The sequence below is a fragment of the Bacillus methanolicus PB1 genome (assembly GCF_000262755.1).
Classification (GTDB): Bacteria; Bacillota; Bacilli; order Bacillales; family Cytobacillaceae; genus Bacillus_Z; species Bacillus_Z methanolicus.
In genome coordinates, this window is the sequence record NZ_AFEU01000002.1 from 886,129 (window position 1) to 905,948 (window position 19,820).

The 19,820-nt window shown below is 37.4% G+C and carries 18 protein-coding genes and 1 pseudogene; 4 read left to right on the forward strand and 15 right to left on the reverse strand.

Translation table 11 applies throughout. The features are described 5' to 3' along the window. Positions 1-55: 55 nt before the first annotated feature. Positions 56-919 (reverse strand): VOC family protein, encoded by an 864-nt coding sequence (locus tag PB1_RS09305; protein WP_003352106.1) that lies wholly within the window; start codon positions 917-919, stop codon positions 56-58. Between the two features lie 162 nt (positions 920-1,081). On the opposite strand from PB1_RS09305, the gene PB1_RS09310 reads away from it, so the two are divergent. Then, entirely contained in the window at positions 1,082-1,408 is a 327-nt protein-coding gene (locus PB1_RS09310; RefSeq protein WP_003352107.1) for a winged helix-turn-helix transcriptional regulator, read from the forward strand. Positions 1,409-1,456: 48 nt separating this feature from the next. Here the strand turns inward: PB1_RS09310 and PB1_RS09315 are convergent, their stop codons facing one another. Further along, a complete protein-coding gene (locus PB1_RS09315; protein ID WP_003352109.1) occupies positions 1,457-2,221 on the reverse strand; it encodes a MerR family transcriptional regulator in 765 nt (254 codons plus the stop codon). 352 nt (positions 2,222-2,573) lie between these two features. On the opposite strand from PB1_RS09315, the pseudogene PB1_RS09320 reads away from it, so the two are divergent. Beyond that, positions 2,574-3,578, forward strand: a pseudogene (locus PB1_RS09320) (IS110 family RNA-guided transposase); the annotation flags it as partial. A gap of 179 nt (positions 3,579-3,757) precedes the next feature. On the opposite strand, the gene PB1_RS09325 reads toward PB1_RS09320, so the two are convergent. Further along, a complete protein-coding gene (locus tag PB1_RS09325) occupies positions 3,758-4,480 on the reverse strand; it encodes a transposase (RefSeq protein WP_162139923.1) in 723 nt (240 codons plus the stop codon). A 515-nt stretch (positions 4,481-4,995) separates the two neighbouring features. Between PB1_RS09325 and tnpB the strand changes: the two genes are divergently transcribed. Beyond that, complete coding sequence (gene tnpB, locus PB1_RS09330; protein ID WP_003352114.1) at positions 4,996-6,174, forward strand: IS200/IS605 family element RNA-guided endonuclease TnpB; 1,179 nt, start codon at positions 4,996-4,998, stop codon at positions 6,172-6,174. A gap of 78 nt (positions 6,175-6,252) precedes the next feature. Here tnpB and PB1_RS09335 read toward each other — a convergent pair whose 3' ends face one another. The 8 genes from PB1_RS09335 to PB1_RS09365 all read right to left on the reverse strand — a co-directional run bounded on the left by PB1_RS09335 (position 6,253) and on the right by PB1_RS09365 (position 13,351). Continuing rightward, positions 6,253-8,115, reverse strand: a complete 1,863-nt coding sequence (locus PB1_RS09335) for an ATP-binding protein (protein WP_003352115.1) — start codon at positions 8,113-8,115, stop codon at positions 6,253-6,255. Further along, on the reverse strand, positions 8,090-8,515 hold the full coding sequence (locus PB1_RS09340; protein WP_003352117.1) for an ATP-binding protein: 426 nt from the start codon (positions 8,513-8,515) through the stop codon (positions 8,090-8,092). Before PB1_RS09340 ends, PB1_RS09335 begins: the two co-directional genes overlap by 26 nt. A 359-nt stretch (positions 8,516-8,874) precedes the next feature. Then, positions 8,875-9,825, reverse strand: coding sequence for a magnesium/cobalt transporter CorA (gene corA / locus PB1_RS09345; RefSeq protein WP_003352118.1), 951 nt, complete (start codon positions 9,823-9,825; stop codon positions 8,875-8,877). A 110-nt stretch (positions 9,826-9,935) separates the two neighbouring features. Continuing rightward, a complete protein-coding gene (locus PB1_RS17795; RefSeq protein WP_003352119.1) occupies positions 9,936-10,076 on the reverse strand; it encodes a hypothetical protein in 141 nt (46 codons plus the stop codon). 177 nt (positions 10,077-10,253) lie between these two features. Continuing rightward, positions 10,254-10,898 (reverse strand): SDR family oxidoreductase, encoded by a 645-nt coding sequence (locus PB1_RS09350; protein WP_003352120.1) that lies wholly within the window; start codon positions 10,896-10,898, stop codon positions 10,254-10,256. A 125-nt stretch (positions 10,899-11,023) separates the two neighbouring features. Further along, positions 11,024-11,608 (reverse strand): class D sortase, encoded by a 585-nt coding sequence (locus PB1_RS09355; protein WP_003352122.1) that lies wholly within the window; start codon positions 11,606-11,608, stop codon positions 11,024-11,026. Between the two features lie 25 nt (positions 11,609-11,633). Next, positions 11,634-12,350, reverse strand: a complete 717-nt coding sequence (locus PB1_RS09360; protein WP_003352124.1) for a processed acidic surface protein — start codon at positions 12,348-12,350, stop codon at positions 11,634-11,636. A 170-nt stretch (positions 12,351-12,520) separates the two neighbouring features. After that, positions 12,521-13,351, reverse strand: a complete 831-nt coding sequence (locus tag PB1_RS09365) for an aldo/keto reductase (RefSeq protein WP_003352125.1) — start codon at positions 13,349-13,351, stop codon at positions 12,521-12,523. A 260-nt stretch (positions 13,352-13,611) separates the two neighbouring features. Here PB1_RS09365 and rodA point away from each other — a divergent pair, with 260 nt between their 5' ends. Then, the gene (rodA, locus tag PB1_RS09370; RefSeq protein ID WP_003352127.1) at positions 13,612-14,784 is read left to right on the forward strand and encodes a rod shape-determining protein RodA; all 1,173 of its coding nucleotides are present in this window, start codon (positions 13,612-13,614) and stop codon (positions 14,782-14,784) included. Positions 14,785-14,863: 79 nt separating this feature from the next. Here the strand turns inward: rodA and PB1_RS09375 are convergent, their stop codons facing one another. The 4 genes from PB1_RS09375 to PB1_RS09390 all read right to left on the reverse strand — a co-directional run bounded on the left by PB1_RS09375 (position 14,864) and on the right by PB1_RS09390 (position 19,667). Beyond that, complete coding sequence (locus tag PB1_RS09375) at positions 14,864-15,931, reverse strand: Ger(x)C family spore germination protein (RefSeq protein WP_003352128.1); 1,068 nt, start codon at positions 15,929-15,931, stop codon at positions 14,864-14,866. Then, positions 15,928-17,019, reverse strand: coding sequence for a GerAB/ArcD/ProY family transporter (locus PB1_RS09380; protein WP_034645053.1), 1,092 nt, complete (start codon positions 17,017-17,019; stop codon positions 15,928-15,930). Before PB1_RS09380 ends, PB1_RS09375 begins: the two co-directional genes overlap by 4 nt. Positions 17,020-17,038: 19 nt before the next feature. Then, positions 17,039-18,535, reverse strand: coding sequence for a spore germination protein (locus tag PB1_RS09385; protein WP_003352131.1), 1,497 nt, complete (start codon positions 18,533-18,535; stop codon positions 17,039-17,041). Between the two features lie 142 nt (positions 18,536-18,677). After that, positions 18,678-19,667: an ABC transporter substrate-binding protein gene (locus PB1_RS09390; RefSeq protein WP_003352132.1), complete on the reverse strand. Its 990-nt coding sequence runs from the start codon at positions 19,665-19,667 to the stop codon at positions 18,678-18,680. Between the last annotated feature and the right edge of the window lie 153 nt (positions 19,668-19,820).

Below are 19,820 nucleotides of genomic sequence, written 5' to 3' on the forward strand. Positions count from 1 at the left end.
ACAAAGGGTAAGACTCCTCCTCTATGGAAGGAGTCTTACCCTTATGAGTCGAACTCTAATCGTTTTTTAAAACTGTTAGTTTAATCAGATTGCCTGAAGGATCTTTCGTAAGAATCGTATCATTTTCCTCTTTTATCCATGCACCGATTTTTTGCAGCTGCTCGATTACTTTTCTTCTCATTTCCTTATTTGGTAACACAATGGAAAAGTGCTTCAAACCGACACTGTTTTCAGAAGGTGCAGGCGCACCTACTCCATTCCATGTATTTAATCCAATATGATGGTGGTATCCTCCGGTAGAAATGAAGAGTGCTTGACTGCCGTATCGGTTTACAATATTAAACCCAAGTCCTTCTGTGTAGAATTCTTCTGTTTTTTGTAATTCAGACACATGTAAATGAATATGCCCCATTAATGTACCACTCGGGAGGCGTGTCCATGCCTCTCCATCTCCTTCCGCAAGAAGATTTTGTGCATCCAATGGGACCGTTGCCATTTCTACTTCACCGTTTTCCCAATTCCATGCTGCAGAAGGCCGGTCTGAATAAACTTCAATACCATTTCCATCCGGATCCGCTAAATAAATTGCTTCACTCACAAGATGGTCGGATGCTCCTTGCAAGGGATAGCGGATTTGAATGAAATGGCGCAAAATCCTGGCTAAGTCTTGACGGCTAGGCAACAAAAGGGCAAAGTGATACAAACCTGTTGTCCGCGTTTGTTTCGGCAATACATTTTCAGGCTGTTCAATCGTTAACAGGGGAGTTGTGCCATTTGCCGTTAGTACAGCTTTTTTTGCTGATTTTGTTAGTATTTGAAAACCAATAATTTTTTCGTAAAATTCGAGAGAACGTTCTAAATTTGCCACTTTTAAGTCAACTTGCCCAACAAATGTATTGGGATGGCGGTGAAATTGCATATATTATTTACCTCCAATTTATAAACGATATGAAAATCAGTTAGTTACTATATGTAAGTAATTATATTTTAATTATTTAGTAATGTCAATTAACTTAATTTAATTAAATAATATAATTATTATTAATAATAGGTTATAATATGAAAATAGGAGTGATTGATCATGAACCAATCTTTAATTTGCCCCAGATTCGAAAAAGCGATGAATATTTTAAGCAAGAGGTGGACGGGACTGATTATTTACCAACTGCTTTCCGGTCCACAACGATTTTGCAATATTGAGTCTGCAATTGGAATCAGTGGAAGACTTCTTTCAGAAAGGCTGAAAGATCTCGAAAGTGAAGGAATTGTGAAAAGAGAAGTTTTTCCTGAAACACCCGTTCGAATCGAATATTCCTTGACTGAAAAAGGTCGTTCGTTGGAGCCGCTTATGAAAGAAATTGAAAAATGGTCTCAAACCTGGTTAGAACCGGAGAACTCGAAAGAATGATGAAAGCCGATTGTCTATCAAAACAATCGGCTTTTGCTTGTTTTCTTATTATCCGGAATGGTTATCACAGTATACATGGATTGCTTCGCGCAAAAACTTTGCAAGTCCTTCTTTATATTTGTCGATGTTTTTTGTGAATCGTATGTCGTCTACATATAAATCACCTATCCCCCGGAAAATTTCGATGGTGCAATCATAGAAATTGTCAGTAATATGTTGTCTCCATTCAGCAACTGCCTTTTGGACAACGGGATCTTCAGGGGATTTATCCATATTCGCAGCAAGCTCACGATAAATCTCGTCACTTCGTTTAAAAATTCTTGCCCATTCATCTTCGGAGTTTTTAGCAAGTTCCTCCATGGCGTCAACACCATAACGTTCTTTGATCTCATCTGCATATTTTTTTTGATGCTCTTCAATGGCTTTCATATCAAAGCCTTTAAACATATCCTTATTTTCCATTTCCATTTCTCCTTCAATTGATTTGATTGTGTTTTCAACGGTTCGTATCATTTCTTCGATCCGGTCCCTTTTCTTCAAAAGCAATTGTTTATGTTTTTTCAAGGCTTGTTTTCTGTCAAAGTTCGGACTATCAAGAATCTCTTTAATTTCTTGCAAACAAAAACCGATTTCCTTGAAAAATAAGATTTGCTGCAGCTTTTCGAGGTTTTTGGTTGTATAAAGTCGATATCCGGCCGGGGTTACAGATTCTGGTACAAGCAGCCCGATGCGGTCATAATGGTGAAGCGTGCGCACACTTACACCTGCCATATCGGCTACTTCTTTTACTTTATAAAATTTGATCACCTCCACAATTTGATCATATTCTATGACGCAGCGTCAGAGTCAACGGGAATTCATAAATTTTTTACATATATTAAGGTTTGCCGAAAAAACTGAATATCAAAGCAACTGAAAATAGAAAACATACTAAGATTAGTAGCACAGATCACGGCCATGATCTGTGCTACTATTTTTTTATAGTAGAAGTGGAGAATAGGTCGTGTCAGCCCCAGAGCCTTGAGTTCGTAATTAAAAAACTGGCCTACTTCACTGCCCTTATAAGAATCAGTTTCAGTATGTTGGATCCTTGAGATCGTGTATAAGAAAAGGGAATCGATAAGGTGAAGTGAAGACTTCTACATAAAAATCAGGAGGAATGTATATGCAAAGCGTAATTGCTTTTGATGTGAGTATGGGAAAAAGTTATATGGTGATTTATAACGCTGCACGTTCTTGTATTTTTGAGGGGGAAATTTTGCATAATCGCCCCCATTTTGAACAGCTAAATAAGCAAATCATCGATTTAGTACAAAAAGATGGACAAGTTCCAGCCATTGTATTTGAAGCAACAGGCGTGTATTCCCGACCATTAGAGCGCTTTATGAATGATCACGGTTTTCAATACTGTCTGTTAAATCCCCTTGAATCAAAGATTCAAACGGCTACTATGCGCATTCATACAACCGATAAAAGTGATGCCCACCGTTTGGCCCAAACTCACTTCACAACCGAACGGCGCATAAAAAAACCGCAGGACAACTACTTCGACCAAATGCGTGCGCTTTCCCGATACTATCATGAATTAGACGAAGAACTAGCGATGTTTCGAAGTCGAATGCACACTTTACTACAACTGACTTTCCCAGAAATGGAATCGCTGTTCACACAAAAATCCGAGCTGTTTTTAAATATTCTACAGCTATTCCCACATCCTGATTGCGTTAAAAATCTTTCAAAGACGGTTGTACGCAACCGACTACTTGCCAACACAGATAAGAAATTAGCGCCTAAAACGGCGGAGAAAAAGGCCATTCAGTTAATAGGTGCAGCACAGGATTCGTATCCAGCAGTGGATCAAGACGACATTCGCTGTGAACAGCTAAAAGATTATGCCAAACGTTCTTTAGCCATTTTAAGAAAACGTGAGGAACTGATCCAGCAGATGGTTGATCTTTCAAAAGAACGAAATGAATATCAAATATTAATCAGTATTCCTGGCATAGGGAAAAATACAGCAGTTCGTTTGATTGGAGAAATAGGCGACATTACACGCTTCGAAAATCATAAGCAACTCAATGCCTATGCAGGCATTGATATAAAGCGTTTTCAATCAGGCACATTGTTTTACAAAGATAAAATCAATAAGCGTGGCAACAGTCACCTGCGCGGTTTTTGAGTAACTATTACGATCACCAAACGTTTCGTTCTGTTCATTGTATTTGGCAAGTCGAGGTAAGAAATCTTCCCGAATGAGCTTTAAAGGTTTCTTCCATTTACGAAGTTCCTTTCGCTTCTCCTTCCGTACCTCTGTATTCGTTTCGTTTTCCACTTCCTCCGTTAAAGCTTCTACTTTTTTTCAAGTTGATTGGCGACTTCCTCTAGCTTTGAAGGAGCTATTTCTGAATCCTCAACGTTCTCCATCAGATAACTCTCGGCTTCTAATTGGGTAATCGCTTCAATTTGCCGCAGGGTTTCTTGAATTTTCTCTTTTAATTTTTCCTTAAAACGATCCGTGGTTTTTTTCCATACGAAAGAATACTTATTGGCATTGGCTTCAATCTTTGTGCCATCCAAAAAGTAGTTTTCCATCGTGATATAGTTTTCCTCCATTAATTTCAAAATCATGGCTTCAAATAGTTGATCCATCATCTGCTTCATACGTTGACCACGAAACTCGTTAAGCGTACGGAAATCTGGTTTTTGCATCGCAGCCAACCACATAGCCGGAAGATTTTCTTGTATAAGTTTTTCGATTCCACGGCACGAATAGACTTTTTGCGAGTAACCATACAGAATGACTTTCAGCATCATTTTGGGATGAAACGAACTCCGACCACCACCCGGATAATATTGAAACAATTGTTCATCTGGTATAGCTTCCACCATTTCATCGATTACACGTGCAACATGATGTTCAGGAATGAGTTCTTGAATATCGAAGATGACTTGGACTTGGCGATTATTGTATGGTTTGAAGGTAGGAGTTACTTGTTTTTTTGAAGCAATATTTTCTTCTTTTACCTCTAGTGGGAGCGTTAATTGCGTGTTATAATTTTCATTAGTAGTCATAAGATTACACATAAAAAAATCGTCCTTTCTGAAATGATGGTGTGGTAACTTTCTATTTTACAGGATAGGACGTATTTTTTTGTTTATTTTTATATAATAAAATTCAAAAGGGGCTCAGAAAGTCAGTTTTACTGACTTTCTGGACAGCCCCTTTTTACATCTAGATTAAAACAGTAAATGTCAAATAAAGTAAAATATTGAATTTATTTACTTCTTTTATGCAAGACTAGTGGAGGGAGTCAGATCCTTATGAGTCAGCCCCTTATTAAAAAAGTTTTTCGGGAAAATATGCTTTTCAGGATTTCAAAATAATTAATTTTTGAAATTAATACTGACATGTGGAATTGAAAAAAGAAATCTTAATGATTTTCCGACAGAAGACTCCCACTTTAAGGAAAGTGAAGGGCAAAGCCCAATGAGTAAGTGGGAGATGAATGTAGGTTGGTGATAGCCAAAACCTTCCTCATTATGATATAATAAGAACAAACGTTCTCTATGGAAGTGAGGTGAACGTCATGATCGTCCACAAAGCCTATAAATTTCGTATCTATCCAAACAAAAAACAAATGGAACTCATTAACAAAACGATTGGCTGTTCAAGATTCGTGTTCAATTTCTTTCTTGCTAAACAGAAGGAAAAGGACGACTTTTGGTATATTTGTGAAGAAATGGTCCAAAACGGTCAACTTCCAGCAAATAACTGGAAAGGTAAATACCTCAATAAGAAAGAAATCATAAAAACACTTCCTGAACTGAAAAAGCAATATGAATTTTTAAAGGAAGTGGATAGTATTGCTTTGCAAAAATCAGTTGAAAATCTTGCTGACTCCTATGATCGATACTACAAGAAACAAAACAAACAACCTCGATTTAAGTCTAAAAAGAATCCAGTCCAATCCTACACAACAAAGCATACAAACGGGAATATAGCTGTAATAGGCAACTACATTAAATTGCCTAAACTTGGTCTTGTTCGTTTTGCCAAAAGCCGCGAAGTGAAAGGACGTATCATAAATGCAACAATACGGTGTAATCCTTCGGGCAAATACTTTGTTTCTCTTGGAACAGAGACAGAAGTATCTGAATGGCCAAAAACCCGTTCAGCTATTGGTGTTGACGTAGGAATCAAAGACTTTGCTATTCTTTCCGATGGAACAACTTACTCCAATCCAAAATTTTTCCGCTCATTAGAGGAAAAATTAGCGAAAGGACAACGGATTATGAGTAGACGAACCGTTGGCGGTGCAAATTGGCACAAGGCTAAAAAGAAAGTTGCCCGTATACACGAAAAAATAGCCAATGCAAGAAAGGATTTTTTAGACAAGGCTTCAACCGATATTGTCAAAAACCACGACATTATCGGAATGGAAGATTTGTCTATAGCTAATATGCTGAAGAATCATTCTCTTGCCAAAGCAATTAGTGAAGCATCATGGTCGCAATTCAAAACCATGATTAAGTACAAAGCAAAATGGTATGGCAAACAAGTTGTGGCCGTTGCAAAAAACTTTCCTTCCAGTCAGCTTTGTTCTTGTTGTGGCTATCAAAACAAAGACGTTAAAAGTCTTGGATTGCGTGAATGGGAATGTCCTTCTTGCGGAACCCATCATAATCGAGATATTAACGCAAGTATCAATCTTAAAAATGAAGCCATAAGACTTCTAACCGCAGGAACTGCGGGGCTAGCCTACTAAGATAACCGAAGGTTACTTCGGTGTTCGTAGGAATCTCCCGCTTCAAACAACCCGTCAGGGTGTTAAGCGGTGAGTAGTTCAAGAAAAGTGAGTGATTTCCTGTAAAGCCTGTTGAAGATCAGCTCTTGTTTTTAATTCATTGTCGACCTCTATCCCAAGTTCAATCATTGTATCTGCAATTTCCGGGCTGATTCCGGTTAATATGGTTGAACAGCCTAATAATTTAATTCCTTTGACAATTTTAAATAAATGGCTTACAACGGCCGTATCCACAAATGGAACGCCGGAAATATCAATAATCAATTGTTGTGCTTTTAGTTCTTTCACTCTAACTAATGTTCTTTCCCTTATTTTTTTCGCACGGTATGTATCCACATTGCCGACGATTGGAAGAATACATATTTTATCCGCAATCGGGATAATCGGAACGGACAATTCGTCTAATGTTTGACGATGGCTTTTTAATAGTTCATCTTTATAACCGACGTAGTAGGCGGTATATGAATCGATGAACATATCAATAATATCATTCACTTCTCGTTCTAATGCAAAAAATTGTTCCATGTCAAGGGTGCATTTTGATTCGATATAAAAGGCTTTAATCGCGCTCCAGATGATCCCTCGAGTTGATTGAATGAGTTCCCAGGCCAAATGAATCGGAAAATCGGCTTTTGCATGGCGGATGCCATATTCTTTGGCAGTGTCCATAATATCTTCCGGTTTTAAAACTTGAATATTTTCTGCAACTATGTGTATGATAGGATTTCCATTTACTTCGAATCTTTCAAGTTCTTCGTTATCACTTAATAATGTGCTGATATAGCTTTTGTCATTTTTTATATATTGAATCCATTCATTTGAATAGAACTGTGCATTTTGTTCTAAAAATTCAGATAATTTATTTTTTGAGTTTATTTCAGTTTTCATCGATTTTCCTCCCATAAATTGAACCGAATTACCTTTGCATTTTGAAAAAGAAAGGTAGAAGGTAGTTCCTTTGCCCTCCTCGCTCTCTAAATGTATTTTGCCATGATTGTTTTGGATCGCATTAAAAACTTGAGCAAGCCCCAATCCTTTTCCATCCTGTTTTAGTGTAAAGAAAGGAGTCCCTAAGAGTCGCAGCTTGTCCTTTGGAATACCAACGCCAGTATCTGAAATAGTAATATGGATATTTTGATAATCCTCATTTTGTTCAATGACCAGTGTACCGCCGTCAGGCATTGATTCAATTGCATTTTTAATTAAATTAAAAAATGCCTTCTTAATTTGATTTTTTCTTCCTATAATCGTTGTTTCTTTATTTTCAAGCTTTTTGATTACTTTTACATTATAAAGCTGGTTTTGAAATAATAGTAAGGTGGATTTTAATTCCGAACATATATTAAAAGATGTCGGCTGTTCCTGTACAAATTCTGGTTTTGAGACGCTCATCAAATCATTTAAGGTAGTGATGGCACGTTCTAATTCGTTTTGTGCGATCTGAATATATTCGCCATTAATAGTTTGATCCATTAATTGCAGAAATCCTTTTACGGCAGTTAAGGGATTTCGAACCTCATGAGCAACACCGGCTGCCATCTCCCCGATAGATGATAGTAAGTGATTATTCCAGTTCGTATCATTATATTTTTGCAGCTGATTGACATTGAAAATATACAAATGAACCTTGTCGAGCTTTTGTTCATCATAAGTTTTATGAAATAAAAAAAGGTAGCTTTGAGCATCAATGTTCGCTATAAATTGATTTGATTTGCCCATAAAGCATTCATGTAGTTTCATCTTAATTTCATTATTTTTGATTCGTTTGAACAAGTTGATTGATTCATTATCTTCTAAAAAAGATAACCTTTTTATCTCTTTATTCATTTTTTGTATAATTCCATCTGGTGTGAGTTCAATCAATCCAAAATGAATGTCATGATTGGCAGCTGAATTTTTCATAGTGTTTACCCTGCCTTTCATCGATCCACTTTACGGCTCTAACCTTAGTCCCAAGTTTTTTATTGCTAGTGATTTCAAATTCATCCATTAAACGCATGACCCCTGATAAACCTAATCCCAGCCCTTTCTTGGAGGGGATTTCATTTCTTAATATTTTATCAATGTCTTTAATGCCAGGACCTTTATCAACGGCAATAATTTCAATTCCATAGGATTTAATCGGATTAATAAAAATTTCTCCTTTACCTGCATAGTAGACAATGTTACGAGATAATTCCATAATGGATACGACTAATTTAGTTTGTTCGCTTTTATTTAATCCACAGTCTTCTGCAGCCATTTTTCCGATGGTACTCGCTATGTAGACATCATCTTCTCGTTCAATGGCAATCCTGTACACATCTCATCCGCCTTCAATTAATTTTACGTAATGTTCTACCTCATATTTTATCATAATTATAAGATTTGATTTATAATTTCGAAAAATAAAAAAATAGTAATGTGCAAAATATGAGGGCAAGGTATATCAGAGTGTATTCCTGCCAAATTTGTATCCGGAAGGGAATTAGTTTAGATTAATCTAGTTGGAAATCATTTGCTTCACAATAATATTAAAGTGCTTATAATAGTAAGTTGAGTTTGAAGTGAGAAGGTGAAAGCTGTCGCCATTTCATAGCCAAAAAAAGAATTCAAAGGACAGGGTGAATTGTTTATGGAAATAAAGCTGAACGGAAAAAGGCAGTACAGCCATAATCTGTACTATTTAAACCAGCCTTTCTTTTTAAAACTGAAAAACATGCCGAGTCCAATGACGAGCATGAACAAAAGGGTTCCAAAATAACCGTATTTCCACTTTAATTCAGGCATGTTTTCAAAATTCATTCCGTAAATTCCGGCTATAAAAGTTAAAGGCATAAAGATGGTCGTGATGACTGTCAATACTTTTATCACACGGTTTGTTTCATGCGAGTTTAAGGAAAGATAGCTGTCGCGAATATCGGTCGTCAGTTCCCGGTTCGATTCAATTATTTCGGAAAGCTTTAATAAATGGTCGTGTATATCAGAAAAATATTCCCTTCGCTCCCTGATTTCTGTTAATCGGTGGGAGTTGAGCATTCGATAAATCAAGTCTCTCATTGGTGCTACTGTATGTCTTAAAGCTAACAGTTGATGCCTTGTATCGTACAAATCATCGAGCAACGCTTCCATTGATCGATTTTTGGAATTTTCATCAATTTCGTTTAATGTATCTTCGATCTGGTAAACGATCGGAAAATAGTTATCAACTAATTTATCAAGAACTTGGTACAAAACTAAAAATGGATCCCATTGCCCCGGATTGTTTGAAAAGTAAACACGGTCCCAAACTTCATTTATTTCAACGGAATCTTGATGATGATAAGTAACAATGAAATTTTTCGACACAAACAGGTTAATTTCTTCTTTTGAAAATGTGTCTGGATTAAGGCTGTGTGTAACAAAAAAGGTATGATCGTCATAATAATCGAGTTTTGGCCTTTGCAGTTTATAAACACAATCTTCAATCGCAAGAGGATGAAAATTCAGCGGCGTGCGCAGCAAGTCCGTTTCATTTTCTGTCGGCTGGTTGAAATCGATCCAATACCAAACAAAATTTCCCGATGTTAAATCTTTAACCGGCACGTCCTTAATTAATTCCATTTGATGGTTTACAGCAACAGTTCGCAGCATATGTCCGTCACTCCTACAATGAAAAGGGGCCTGGCCCGCTCCGCTTTAAAGCGTTAAAGCAATGAGGGTCTGGCCCGCTCTCCTTTAAAGTGTTAAAGCAAGCCCCGGGTTTAATCCGAATCTGGTTTATCGTTTTGGTCTTTATTTCGTTTATTGCCTTTGCTGTTGTCGCCGCTGGCGATTTCTCTGTTGCCGCCTGAAGTCCTGGGGGAATTTTGGTTTTTGCTGCCTTTATTAAATTTCTTCGTCATAAATCAAAACTCCTTTACTCATTTCTTTTGTTTCGTTAGTTTGCCTCATAAAATACGACTTATGCGCCTGATAAAAACGAAAGACCGCTCTGCTAACAGCATTTGCGGTTAGTCCAGAAATGAAAAGCTGCAGGTATCAAAAATTGAATCGCTGCAGCTTATTTATCGTTTTTTTTTTTACAGATTTTTTAATGAATCAGAAATCGGAATATCACCTGACATGAGGTCAAATGAACGGTAAAATGTATTCTCTTCATCAAGTGAGGCCAGAATTGTATGCGCTACATCTTCACGAGGGATTGATCCTTCTTTTAAATTTTCAGCGGCAATAATTTTTCCTGTGCCGGGTTCATTTTTAAGCCATCCGGGACGAATAATTGTATATGTTAATTCACTTTGTTCCAGCATTCTGTCAGCATAATGCTTGGCAACATAGTAAGGTTTGATTGATTCCTGCCAATTTTCTCTATTATGTGCCTGGAACGAACTGATCATTACGAATCTTTTAATTCCTGCTTTTTCAGCGGCTTCGATCGTTTTTACAGCTCCGTCAAGATCAACTAAAAGTGTTTTGTCGTATCCTGTGTGCCCGCCGGAACCGGCAGAAAAGACGATTGCATCACAGCCTTTTGCAGCCTCGGCAATTTTTTCAACACTATCTTCCAGGCTTGCCACTGCGGTTTCAACGCCTAATTGTTGGAAAAATTTCGCTTGCTCTTCTTTTCGAACCATAGCTCTTGCAGTGTGTTTATCACTTTCTTTGATTAACTGGACGAGTCGTTTTCCGATTTGTCCATTCGCTCCAACAACAAGAACCTTCATGAAATTTGGCTCCTTTCATATAGGATCATTCTTTTTCATTATTTCAAAAGAAACATTCGAAAGCAAATTAGCTGGCTCAAATGTAAAGGGCCAGACCCCTCCAATTTTTGGTTTGCAAAGTTTTATCATTTAACTAGATCAGCCACTAACACATATCTCTCAGGTGCATCTCCGATAAAATCAAACGGATAACAAGTTGTCACTGTTAAGGTTGCTCTCGGTTTTGGGACAATAACCGTTCTGTCATTTGCATCGACAATCCGGACTTTTCGAGCTTTATACGTAAATTCTCCTGCCGAAGTAGTCACGATTAACAAATCACCGACGCCAACTTCACCAAGCTTCCGGAATACGGTATCACGGTGTCCGGAAAGAACTGAATTATCTTCTTCTCCGGGAAAAACACTGCCGGCAAAATGGCCGACTCCTTTTTCTAGTTCATCTTCATCTGTTCCGTGAATGATCGGAAGTGTGGCTGAGATTTTTGGAATGTATAATTCTCCTATTTCTTCCCCCATTTTTGGCCGATTTGGATACAAAACATTGTCTTTTGATTTCGTTTTTTGTACAGATTCTTTTGCTTGAACGGCTTCTCTTTCTGCGTGGTTTGATTTTGTAGCTGTAAAAAATGGCTGGATATTTGATAGCAGCAGCCAGCCTCCGGCAATAATGGCTGCAGCCCCAAGCGCCAATCTACATTTTCGGATCATGAATGTTTCACGTTCCTCTTACGGATTAAAATAGCGCCTGCTGCGATAAGAGCCAATCCGAATAATTTCCGGCTGTGTTCGGCAATTTGCCCCCTTTAATGGTTTTGATTGTTTTATGATTTTTTTGCGTTTTTTGTGATTTTACTTTAATTGGTTCTTGTTTTTTAATGATTTCTTCTGCTTGATTCATATCTGAAACCGTATCTTCAAGCAGTTCTGAACTGAACATGTCAGCCGTAATCAATATATCTGCAAGAAAATCACCTTTAGTGCTATATAACTCAATTAACAGGTCGTAGCCCTTTGTATCTTCCAGCAACATCATTTCTTCTGTTGAAAGGGCAATTCTGTCATCGCCTTTCACAAGGAAAAATTCAGCGTCCATTTGGAATAGATCCATCATTTCCTGCATAATGTTCATAAGCTCATCAAGCTGCTCTTCGGTAAGTTCATCGGCGCTTTCAAAGTCACCTAATGCCATCATCCGATTTTCAAGTTCCATCATTTTATCTAGAATTGCCGGATCTTCCAAATTTAAAGACATGAAGTGAGTAATTAGTGTATCGATTTCTTCATCCGTTATGCCGAGGTCGGCAACCATTTGCAATTTATTATTAAAGTCTAGATAAATATACTTAAGAAAAAATTTTTTCGATAGAATTGTAATTATTTTGGAAATGCTATAAAATAATTGGACCTTTATTTTAATAAATAACATCGTTGAAAAACCCAGTAATATCAAGGTTTTTCCTCCTCGCTTCCTTGACCGTAGCGTGAAGAGCAGCATATTTATTTCCTGAAATTTATATAAGGGGCCTGGCCCTTTACATTCCCTTTACATTTGAGTCAGCCTCCGAAAAACAAAAAAAGCTTCCGGCATTATTCATCACGAATGACGGAAGCTTTTAAGTATTAAAATTGAAAATTATCAGGATCTTTTCCAAACCGTTTATTTTCGTTTATTGCATTGATTGCTGCCATATCTTCACTGCTTAATTCAAAATCAAATATATCGGCATTTTCTTTTAATCTTTCAGAATGAATAGATTTTGGAATGACAATCACATCGTTTTGTAAATGCCAGCGCAATATAATTTGAGCAGGCGATTTTCCGTACTTTTCGCCAAGCCTTTTTAATGTTGGGTGATCAAAAATTCTTCCTCTGGAAAGCGGCGACCATGCTTCTACTTTAATTTGATGCTGATGACAAAAAGAACGCAATTCTTCTTGCGATAATAATGGATGGAGTTCTACTTGATTGACGGCAGGTATTTCATCAAAATGATCCATAATATCTTGTATATGATGAATTTGAAAATTGCTTACACCAATCGCCCGCACTCTTCCTTCTTTATACAATTGAACAAATGCTTTCCATGTATCTAAATATTTTTCTTTTACTGCCCAATGAATTAAATATAAATCGATATATTCCAAATCAAGCTTTTTAATACTTTCTTCAAAAGCACGCAAAGTAGAATCATAACCTTGGTCATCATTCCATACTTTAGTTGTCACAAATATTTCTTCTCTTGGTATGCCGCTTTCTTTAATCGCTCGCCCTACACCTTCTTCATTTTTATATAATGAAGCCGTATCAATTAAGCGATACCCTATATCAAGGGCCGTTTTTACTGTATTTACTACTTGATCCCCATTTTCAACTTTATAAACACCTAAGCCAAAATAAGGCATCTTTACACCGTTATGCAAGATGGTCGTTCCTTGCAATGTTTTGCCCATAAAATTCCCTCCTCTTCAATTATTATCAATTTTACTAAAAGTAACGATAACAGTGAAGGAAGATATTTGACCAGACCATCGATCCTTTCTTTTTTTCTTAAAAAAAAATCCATTCCATATTAAGAAGTTGTGATTTGAAGATATTAAAAATATAATAAAGTATTGAGGCCTATATGTGTGGGCTGCGGAGGCTGCCAAAGTTTAGAGATGTTTTTTGGCAAGCGTTCCAAATGGGAATTGCCTTCTAAAGGAGAATGAGCATGAGTTCGAAACAAAATTCAAACTCCAGACTTGATTATGGTCTAGTTTCTATATTATTTCTATTATTTTTATCCAGCTGTGTGGCGATCTACAGCGCACAAACAACCGAACAATATGGCGAAAATTTTTTATTGAAGCAGATTTTATGGTACATAGTTGGCTGCGGAATTATTGCATCTGTCATTTCATTAGACTCTGACCAGCTGAAAAAAATTTCTTGGTACGCCTACGGTTTCGGTCTGTTGCTGCTTGGCTTTTTGATTGTTGCCCCGAGCAGAATTGCCCCGGTTATCAACGGAGCGAAAAGCTGGTATAAACTTCCTGGAATCGGCTCCATCCAGCCATCGGAATTTGTAAAAGTATTTATTATATTGGCACTGGCAAGAGTAATTGAGGAACATCATCAAAAATACCGTTTAAAAACAACCCAGACCGATTTTATGCTTCTAATTAAAATCGGAATCGTAACAATGGTTCCACTTTTGCTTGTTATGCAGCAGCCCGATCTTGGAACATCGCTCGTTTTTATCGCAATTATGCTTGGAATGATCTTTATTTCCGGCATTTCGTGGAAAATCTTAGTGCCGATCTTTGGGACGGTTGTATCGCTTATTGGCATTATTTTTTACTTTGTACTCTGGAAACCGGACATTCTTGAAAAATATTTTGGGGTAAAAGAGTATCAGTTCGGACGTATTTATTCCTGGATCGATCCGTACAATTATCAAAGCACAGCCGGCTATCAATTAACTAAGTCTTTATTAGCGATAGGCTCGGGACAGACGACCGGCAAAGGGTTTGGGACAAGGGAAGTATATTTGCCTGAAAGCCATACGGACTTTATATTCAGTATTGTCGGGGAAGAGTTTGGATTTATCGGAGCCAGTGTGCTTGTCAGTTTGTTCTTCTTGTTAATCTATCAAATAACGAAAATCGGAATGGAGACGAAAAACAATTTTTACACCTATATATGCGTAGGAGTTATTAGCATGATCACGTTTCACGTCTTTCAAAACATCGGGATGACAATCGGACTTCTGCCGATTACAGGAATTCCGCTGCCGTTTATCAGCTACGGGGGAAGCTCATTAATGGGAAACATGCTCGCGGTCGGCTTGATATTTTCAATCCGTTATCACAATAAAAAGTACATGTTTTCAACGACAGCATAAGAAAAGCGAAGGGAAAGCCCTTCGCTTTATAATATTCTGCATTTGCGGACAGCAAAACCCCACTGATGGAAGTTTCCATTTATTCAATGACTCCTTCTTCGACTAAATTAACTTCTGTATTTACGTCGACTGTAAGATGTTGATATTCATCTTCCCATTTTGAAAAATCGAAGTTTCTTGTCCTGCTTTTGGCAAATGCGCCAAATCCGATTGGGTCAATGTTTTTTTCTTGAAATCTGGATATTAGCTTTGAACATTCTTTGTTTATTCTTTTTTCCATTGTTTTTTCAATGTTATCTTTTGTTTTTCTGGTTAATTTTTTTCCGGTATATTCTGTTATTTCACCTTTTAATTTTAAGTTTAAATCGATTTTATATGGATTTCTTCTGGTTAACTTCATTTTATACTTTGATGAAATGTTTTCTACAGTAGCTATTTTGTCGTCAACTTTAATTTTTAAGTTTCCTTCAGAATATTGGTCGGTCATTAGTTTAAAGAAAAATAATTTTTGAGCGGAAAGCTCATCAACTACTTTGTCATCTTTGAATAAGCAGAGTCCGTTAATTTCAACCTTTTTCTTATTTATTTTTTTTAAAAGAGGCAAGTAGCCGTCTTTGCCTTTTTGATAATAATCCGTTAAGAAAATCTTTAAATTGGATTGAGGCAAATCTTGGTGCTCCATGTTGTGTTCAAACATGCGATCCAGGTAAACCGCGTTTCCTCTTGTTCCGTATTCCCCTTCAATAACATCTTTAGCTTCCCCTTCCGTTACCCCTAGATTGAGTTTTGCCCCAATCCTTGCATCTCTTTCAAAAGAGTCGAGGAAATCTTTGATCCCTTTTTTGGCAAGGTCATTTCCAAAAAGGATCGCTTCAAGGCTTCCTCGGACAATTGGGTCTGCAACTTGATACTGTATCTCCTTATTAATTTCAAATATTCCAGAAGAAACAGCAGAAAATGTAATATTTTTAACACTTTTATCGGGCAAGAATTCATGCACTAGAAATGTCCCGCGCACTTCCTTTTCATTTACATAATCATAGCCGCTTGCAGCTTTAAAACTGACATCATCAACGATTTCTTTATCTACACAGCCTGTTATTAAAAGAAAACAAAGCATAAAACATGAAAAGTGATTCCTTCTCATTTGCCTTTCACCTTCTTTGCAATTAAGACGGATGTAAACAGAAAGGGAATATATACATATGTTAACCAAAAGCCCATCTCGGAGATATAGCGATCAAGCAGCATTATTTCTTCCCTCTTTTGAAAAAAAACAGGGATGATTATGCAAAGGCTTGCGATAAGAAGCACGCTGATCTTTTGTTTAAGATTCACTACTTGTTTTATTATCCTGCTTGCAATCCAGACAGATAAACAAATATTCGGAAGAATAATCAAGAGCCAGTTTGCAATTCCTATATATTCTAACCTTTCAACAAACGGCAATTCAGAAATTCTCCACATTTGTAAAGTTGGCCAAATGGTCCTTTTAAGCGTTTCTTCTGAAAAGTAAGCGAATGTAAGAACAGTCAATCCGGTATATAACAAAGTGGTTACCAGAACACCTAGATGAGCCCACTTTTTTGATTTTTCCGGTTCCTTAATGAATGGGAAACAGAATAAAACGACTTCAAACCCTAAATAGCTTAGCGACATATTTTTTGCACTAACCGCAAACTCTTTCAGCGAGTGGTCAAAAATAGGAAGAAGATTTTGGAAATTTGAATATTTAAAAGCGAATACAAATGTAAAGATCAGGTAGGACGGCAAGACAATACTGAAAAAGGCTATGCCGACAACCGTCCGGAAACCGCCAAACACAATATAAACAACAAGGAGCATGATGGCTAAAGAAAACCAAAATGTACTCATATCGTGGAACATCCATACTTGAATAATTTCAACATATGACCTTACTATCGCTATGGCATAGGCGCAATAATACAAAATAGACAGCGAACTTAATGCTTTCCCGAGCACGTTGCCAAAAACAAACGTATGGGCTGAAACAAGATCCCCGTTTACAGTCTCGCATATTTTGTAGATCATCCAAAGAATCACATGAAGGCTGAGACCGGTAATCAGCACGGAAATCCAGGCATCATAGCCCGCTCCTTTGGCAATGTAGCGCTGATATCCTAATATACCAATCCCGACTTGCATCGATACAATCACATAAAAAACGAGAAAAGGAGAAATTTGAAGCCGTTCAGGAATGGTTGGCTGCTGTATGGCGGTTCACCTCCAGTCATTATTCGTCTATATCTTTTTTAACTGCTTTTGCCTTTTTCTTTTTAAAGCGCACAGGCTGTTCGGTTCTTAAATATTCCGGACGCATGCGCTGCTTTTCAAAAGGCAGGCGGATTAATGCGTCTTTCAAGTCCACCAGTCTCGGAGGATACAGCGGTTCCAAAAATGGCCGTCCAAAAGAAGTCAGTCTGATTAAATGGGTCATCATAATACAGAAGCAATATACAATTCCGAGCAGGCCCCAAAGCTCGGCAAAGAGCAAAAAAGGGAACCGCAAGAGCCTGATTGTATTGCCCATCCGGTAAACCGGAGTAGTAAATGACGCAAGGGCAGCAAGCGCTATGATAATTAAAAGGACATTACTTGTAAGGCCTGCTTCAACAGAAGCCGTTCCGATTACGATTCCGCCCACGATACCGATTGTCTGGCCGACTTTTGTCGGGAGGCGGGCTCCTGCTTCCCGCAATAGTTCAATCGTTAATTCCAAAATCAGTGCTTCTAAAATAGGAGGGAGGGGAACCACCCTTCTGGAAGATATCAACGTATTTAATAAATCCTTTGGAATTAATTCATAGTGATAAGTTAAAGTTGCTACATATACTGGTGTTACTAATATGGAAAAGCCAATGGCAAACAAGCGTATCAAACGGAAAAAAGATGCAAGATGCCAGTTTAAAAGGTAATCTTCAAACGAATTGAAAAATTCAACAAGCGTCGTTGGTGCAATTAATGCATGCGGAGATCCGTCGACAACAACTGCAATTTTTCCTTCCGCAAGAATTGATGCAACCCGGTCGGGTCTTTCCGTATCAAGCATCTGCGGAAAGAGAGAATGCTTGTTGTCCGAAATAAGCTGAACAAGATAAGAACTGTCTGTAATTTCGTCAAAATCGATATCCTGAATGCGCTGCCTAATTGTATTGACGTTTTCCGGGTCTGTAATTCCGTCTATATATAGGATAGCAACTTTTGTTTTTGAAATGGTGCCAACTGAAAGATTCTCAATGACAAGTTCTTTTACAGGTATTCTTTTGCGGATTAAATTAAGGTTTTGATCAATTGATTCAACAAACGCTTCTTTCGGTCCGATAACACTAAACTCAATTTCAGGGATTGTAAGACTGCGGACGACTTCTTTTTGAGCAGCTATAAAGGCAAAACGCTTTTCTTCATTTTCCATTGTTAACATGACGTAACCGTTGAAAAGCTTCTGTTCGATAATGGATGGATCATCCGATATTTCCACATCTGCAATTGGAAGGATTTTTTTAATATCATCCAGTGTCGTGAAATCTTTCTCTTGCAAATGCGGGAGAGCAGATTGGTGAAGAATGTTTTCATCAATTAACGTTGACATGAATGTAAAGCAAAAGCGAATATTATTTTTTTGGTTGTAGTAAAAAGTTTTTTTATAATCATGTGATTTTAAGAGGATTTGTTGCCAGTCTTTCTTTTCAAAATCTTCTTTGTCGTTGTTTTTTTTAAACCAGTTTTTCATTTTTGCTCACCATCTTTTTGACATCACACATATTGTTGCCGATTTTGGGATCTTTATGAATAAAGTTGCAAAAAAAGGGGCCAGACCCCTCCAATTGGAGGGGTCTGGCCCCTTATGAGTCAGCTCTTTTCAAGAGCAATTATTAATTATTAAGCATAATGTTTTCAAGTTCATCCAGCATTTTGTTGGCTGCTATAACACCGCCGGCAGTATTCCAAATGGCATCGCTAACCTCATGGGCATTTCCATTCTTAACAGCATTCAAATTTTTCCAAAGGGGATCACTCGTCCACTCTTTTGCTGTGTTAAGTGCTTTTTGATCGCCTTCCGGAGCATATGTGAAGTAGAATAGAATGTCTCCGTCCATTTTAGGAATGACTTCTTTTCCAACCTCAATCGCAAGTTTGCCAAGTTTATTATCCTCAGTAAAAAGCTCTTCTTGCTGCTTCGCCCGTTTAAATCCTAATTGATCAAAGATTACCCCGGAAAAGGAATCTGTGTAATAAATGCGGGCAGTTCCGGCCATGAAACGAACAACAGAAACTTCTTGATTTACTTTATCACCCAGTTTTTGTTTTACATCTGCAACGTGTGCATCAAATTCGCTTAATACTTTGTTGCCTTTTTCTTCAAGGTTTAAAGCTTTTGCATATAATTTAAAGTTTTCTTTCCAATCTCCTCTGAGTGTTTCTGAAAAAACAGTTGGAGCAATCGCATTTAATTTATCGTATACTGCTTCTTGGCGCAACTTGTTTCCTATAATTAAATCGGGCTTCAATGCTGCAATTTTTTCCAAATTTACTTCATGCTCAACCCCTACAACTTCGACGCCGTCCATCTTATTCTTAATATGATCATACCAAGGATCTCCAAGCCAGGATTGAACAGCACCAACCGGTTTTACTCCCAGAGCCAGTAATGATTCTGTACCTTCATTGGTAAGAACAACGACTCGTTCAGGCGTTTTTTCTATTTTTGTTGTTCCCATTGCGTGCTCAACAGTATAGCTTGCATCTTTTGCTTTATTGTCGTTTTTCTTAGTCGCTGCATCTTCTGCAATTTTTCCGCAAGCGGAAAGAAGGAAGACCAAGAATAAAGAGATAACGGCCAATAGTGATGTAAATCTTTTCATTTTATGTATGCCTCCTAAAAAATATGTTGTTAATGATAATCATTATCACTAACAAACTTATCATAAAATGATTTTTACCCAATGTCAATGATTAATTGATAATGATATTCAAAGTCATTGACAGATTCTTTTGATTACAATAGACTGAAACAT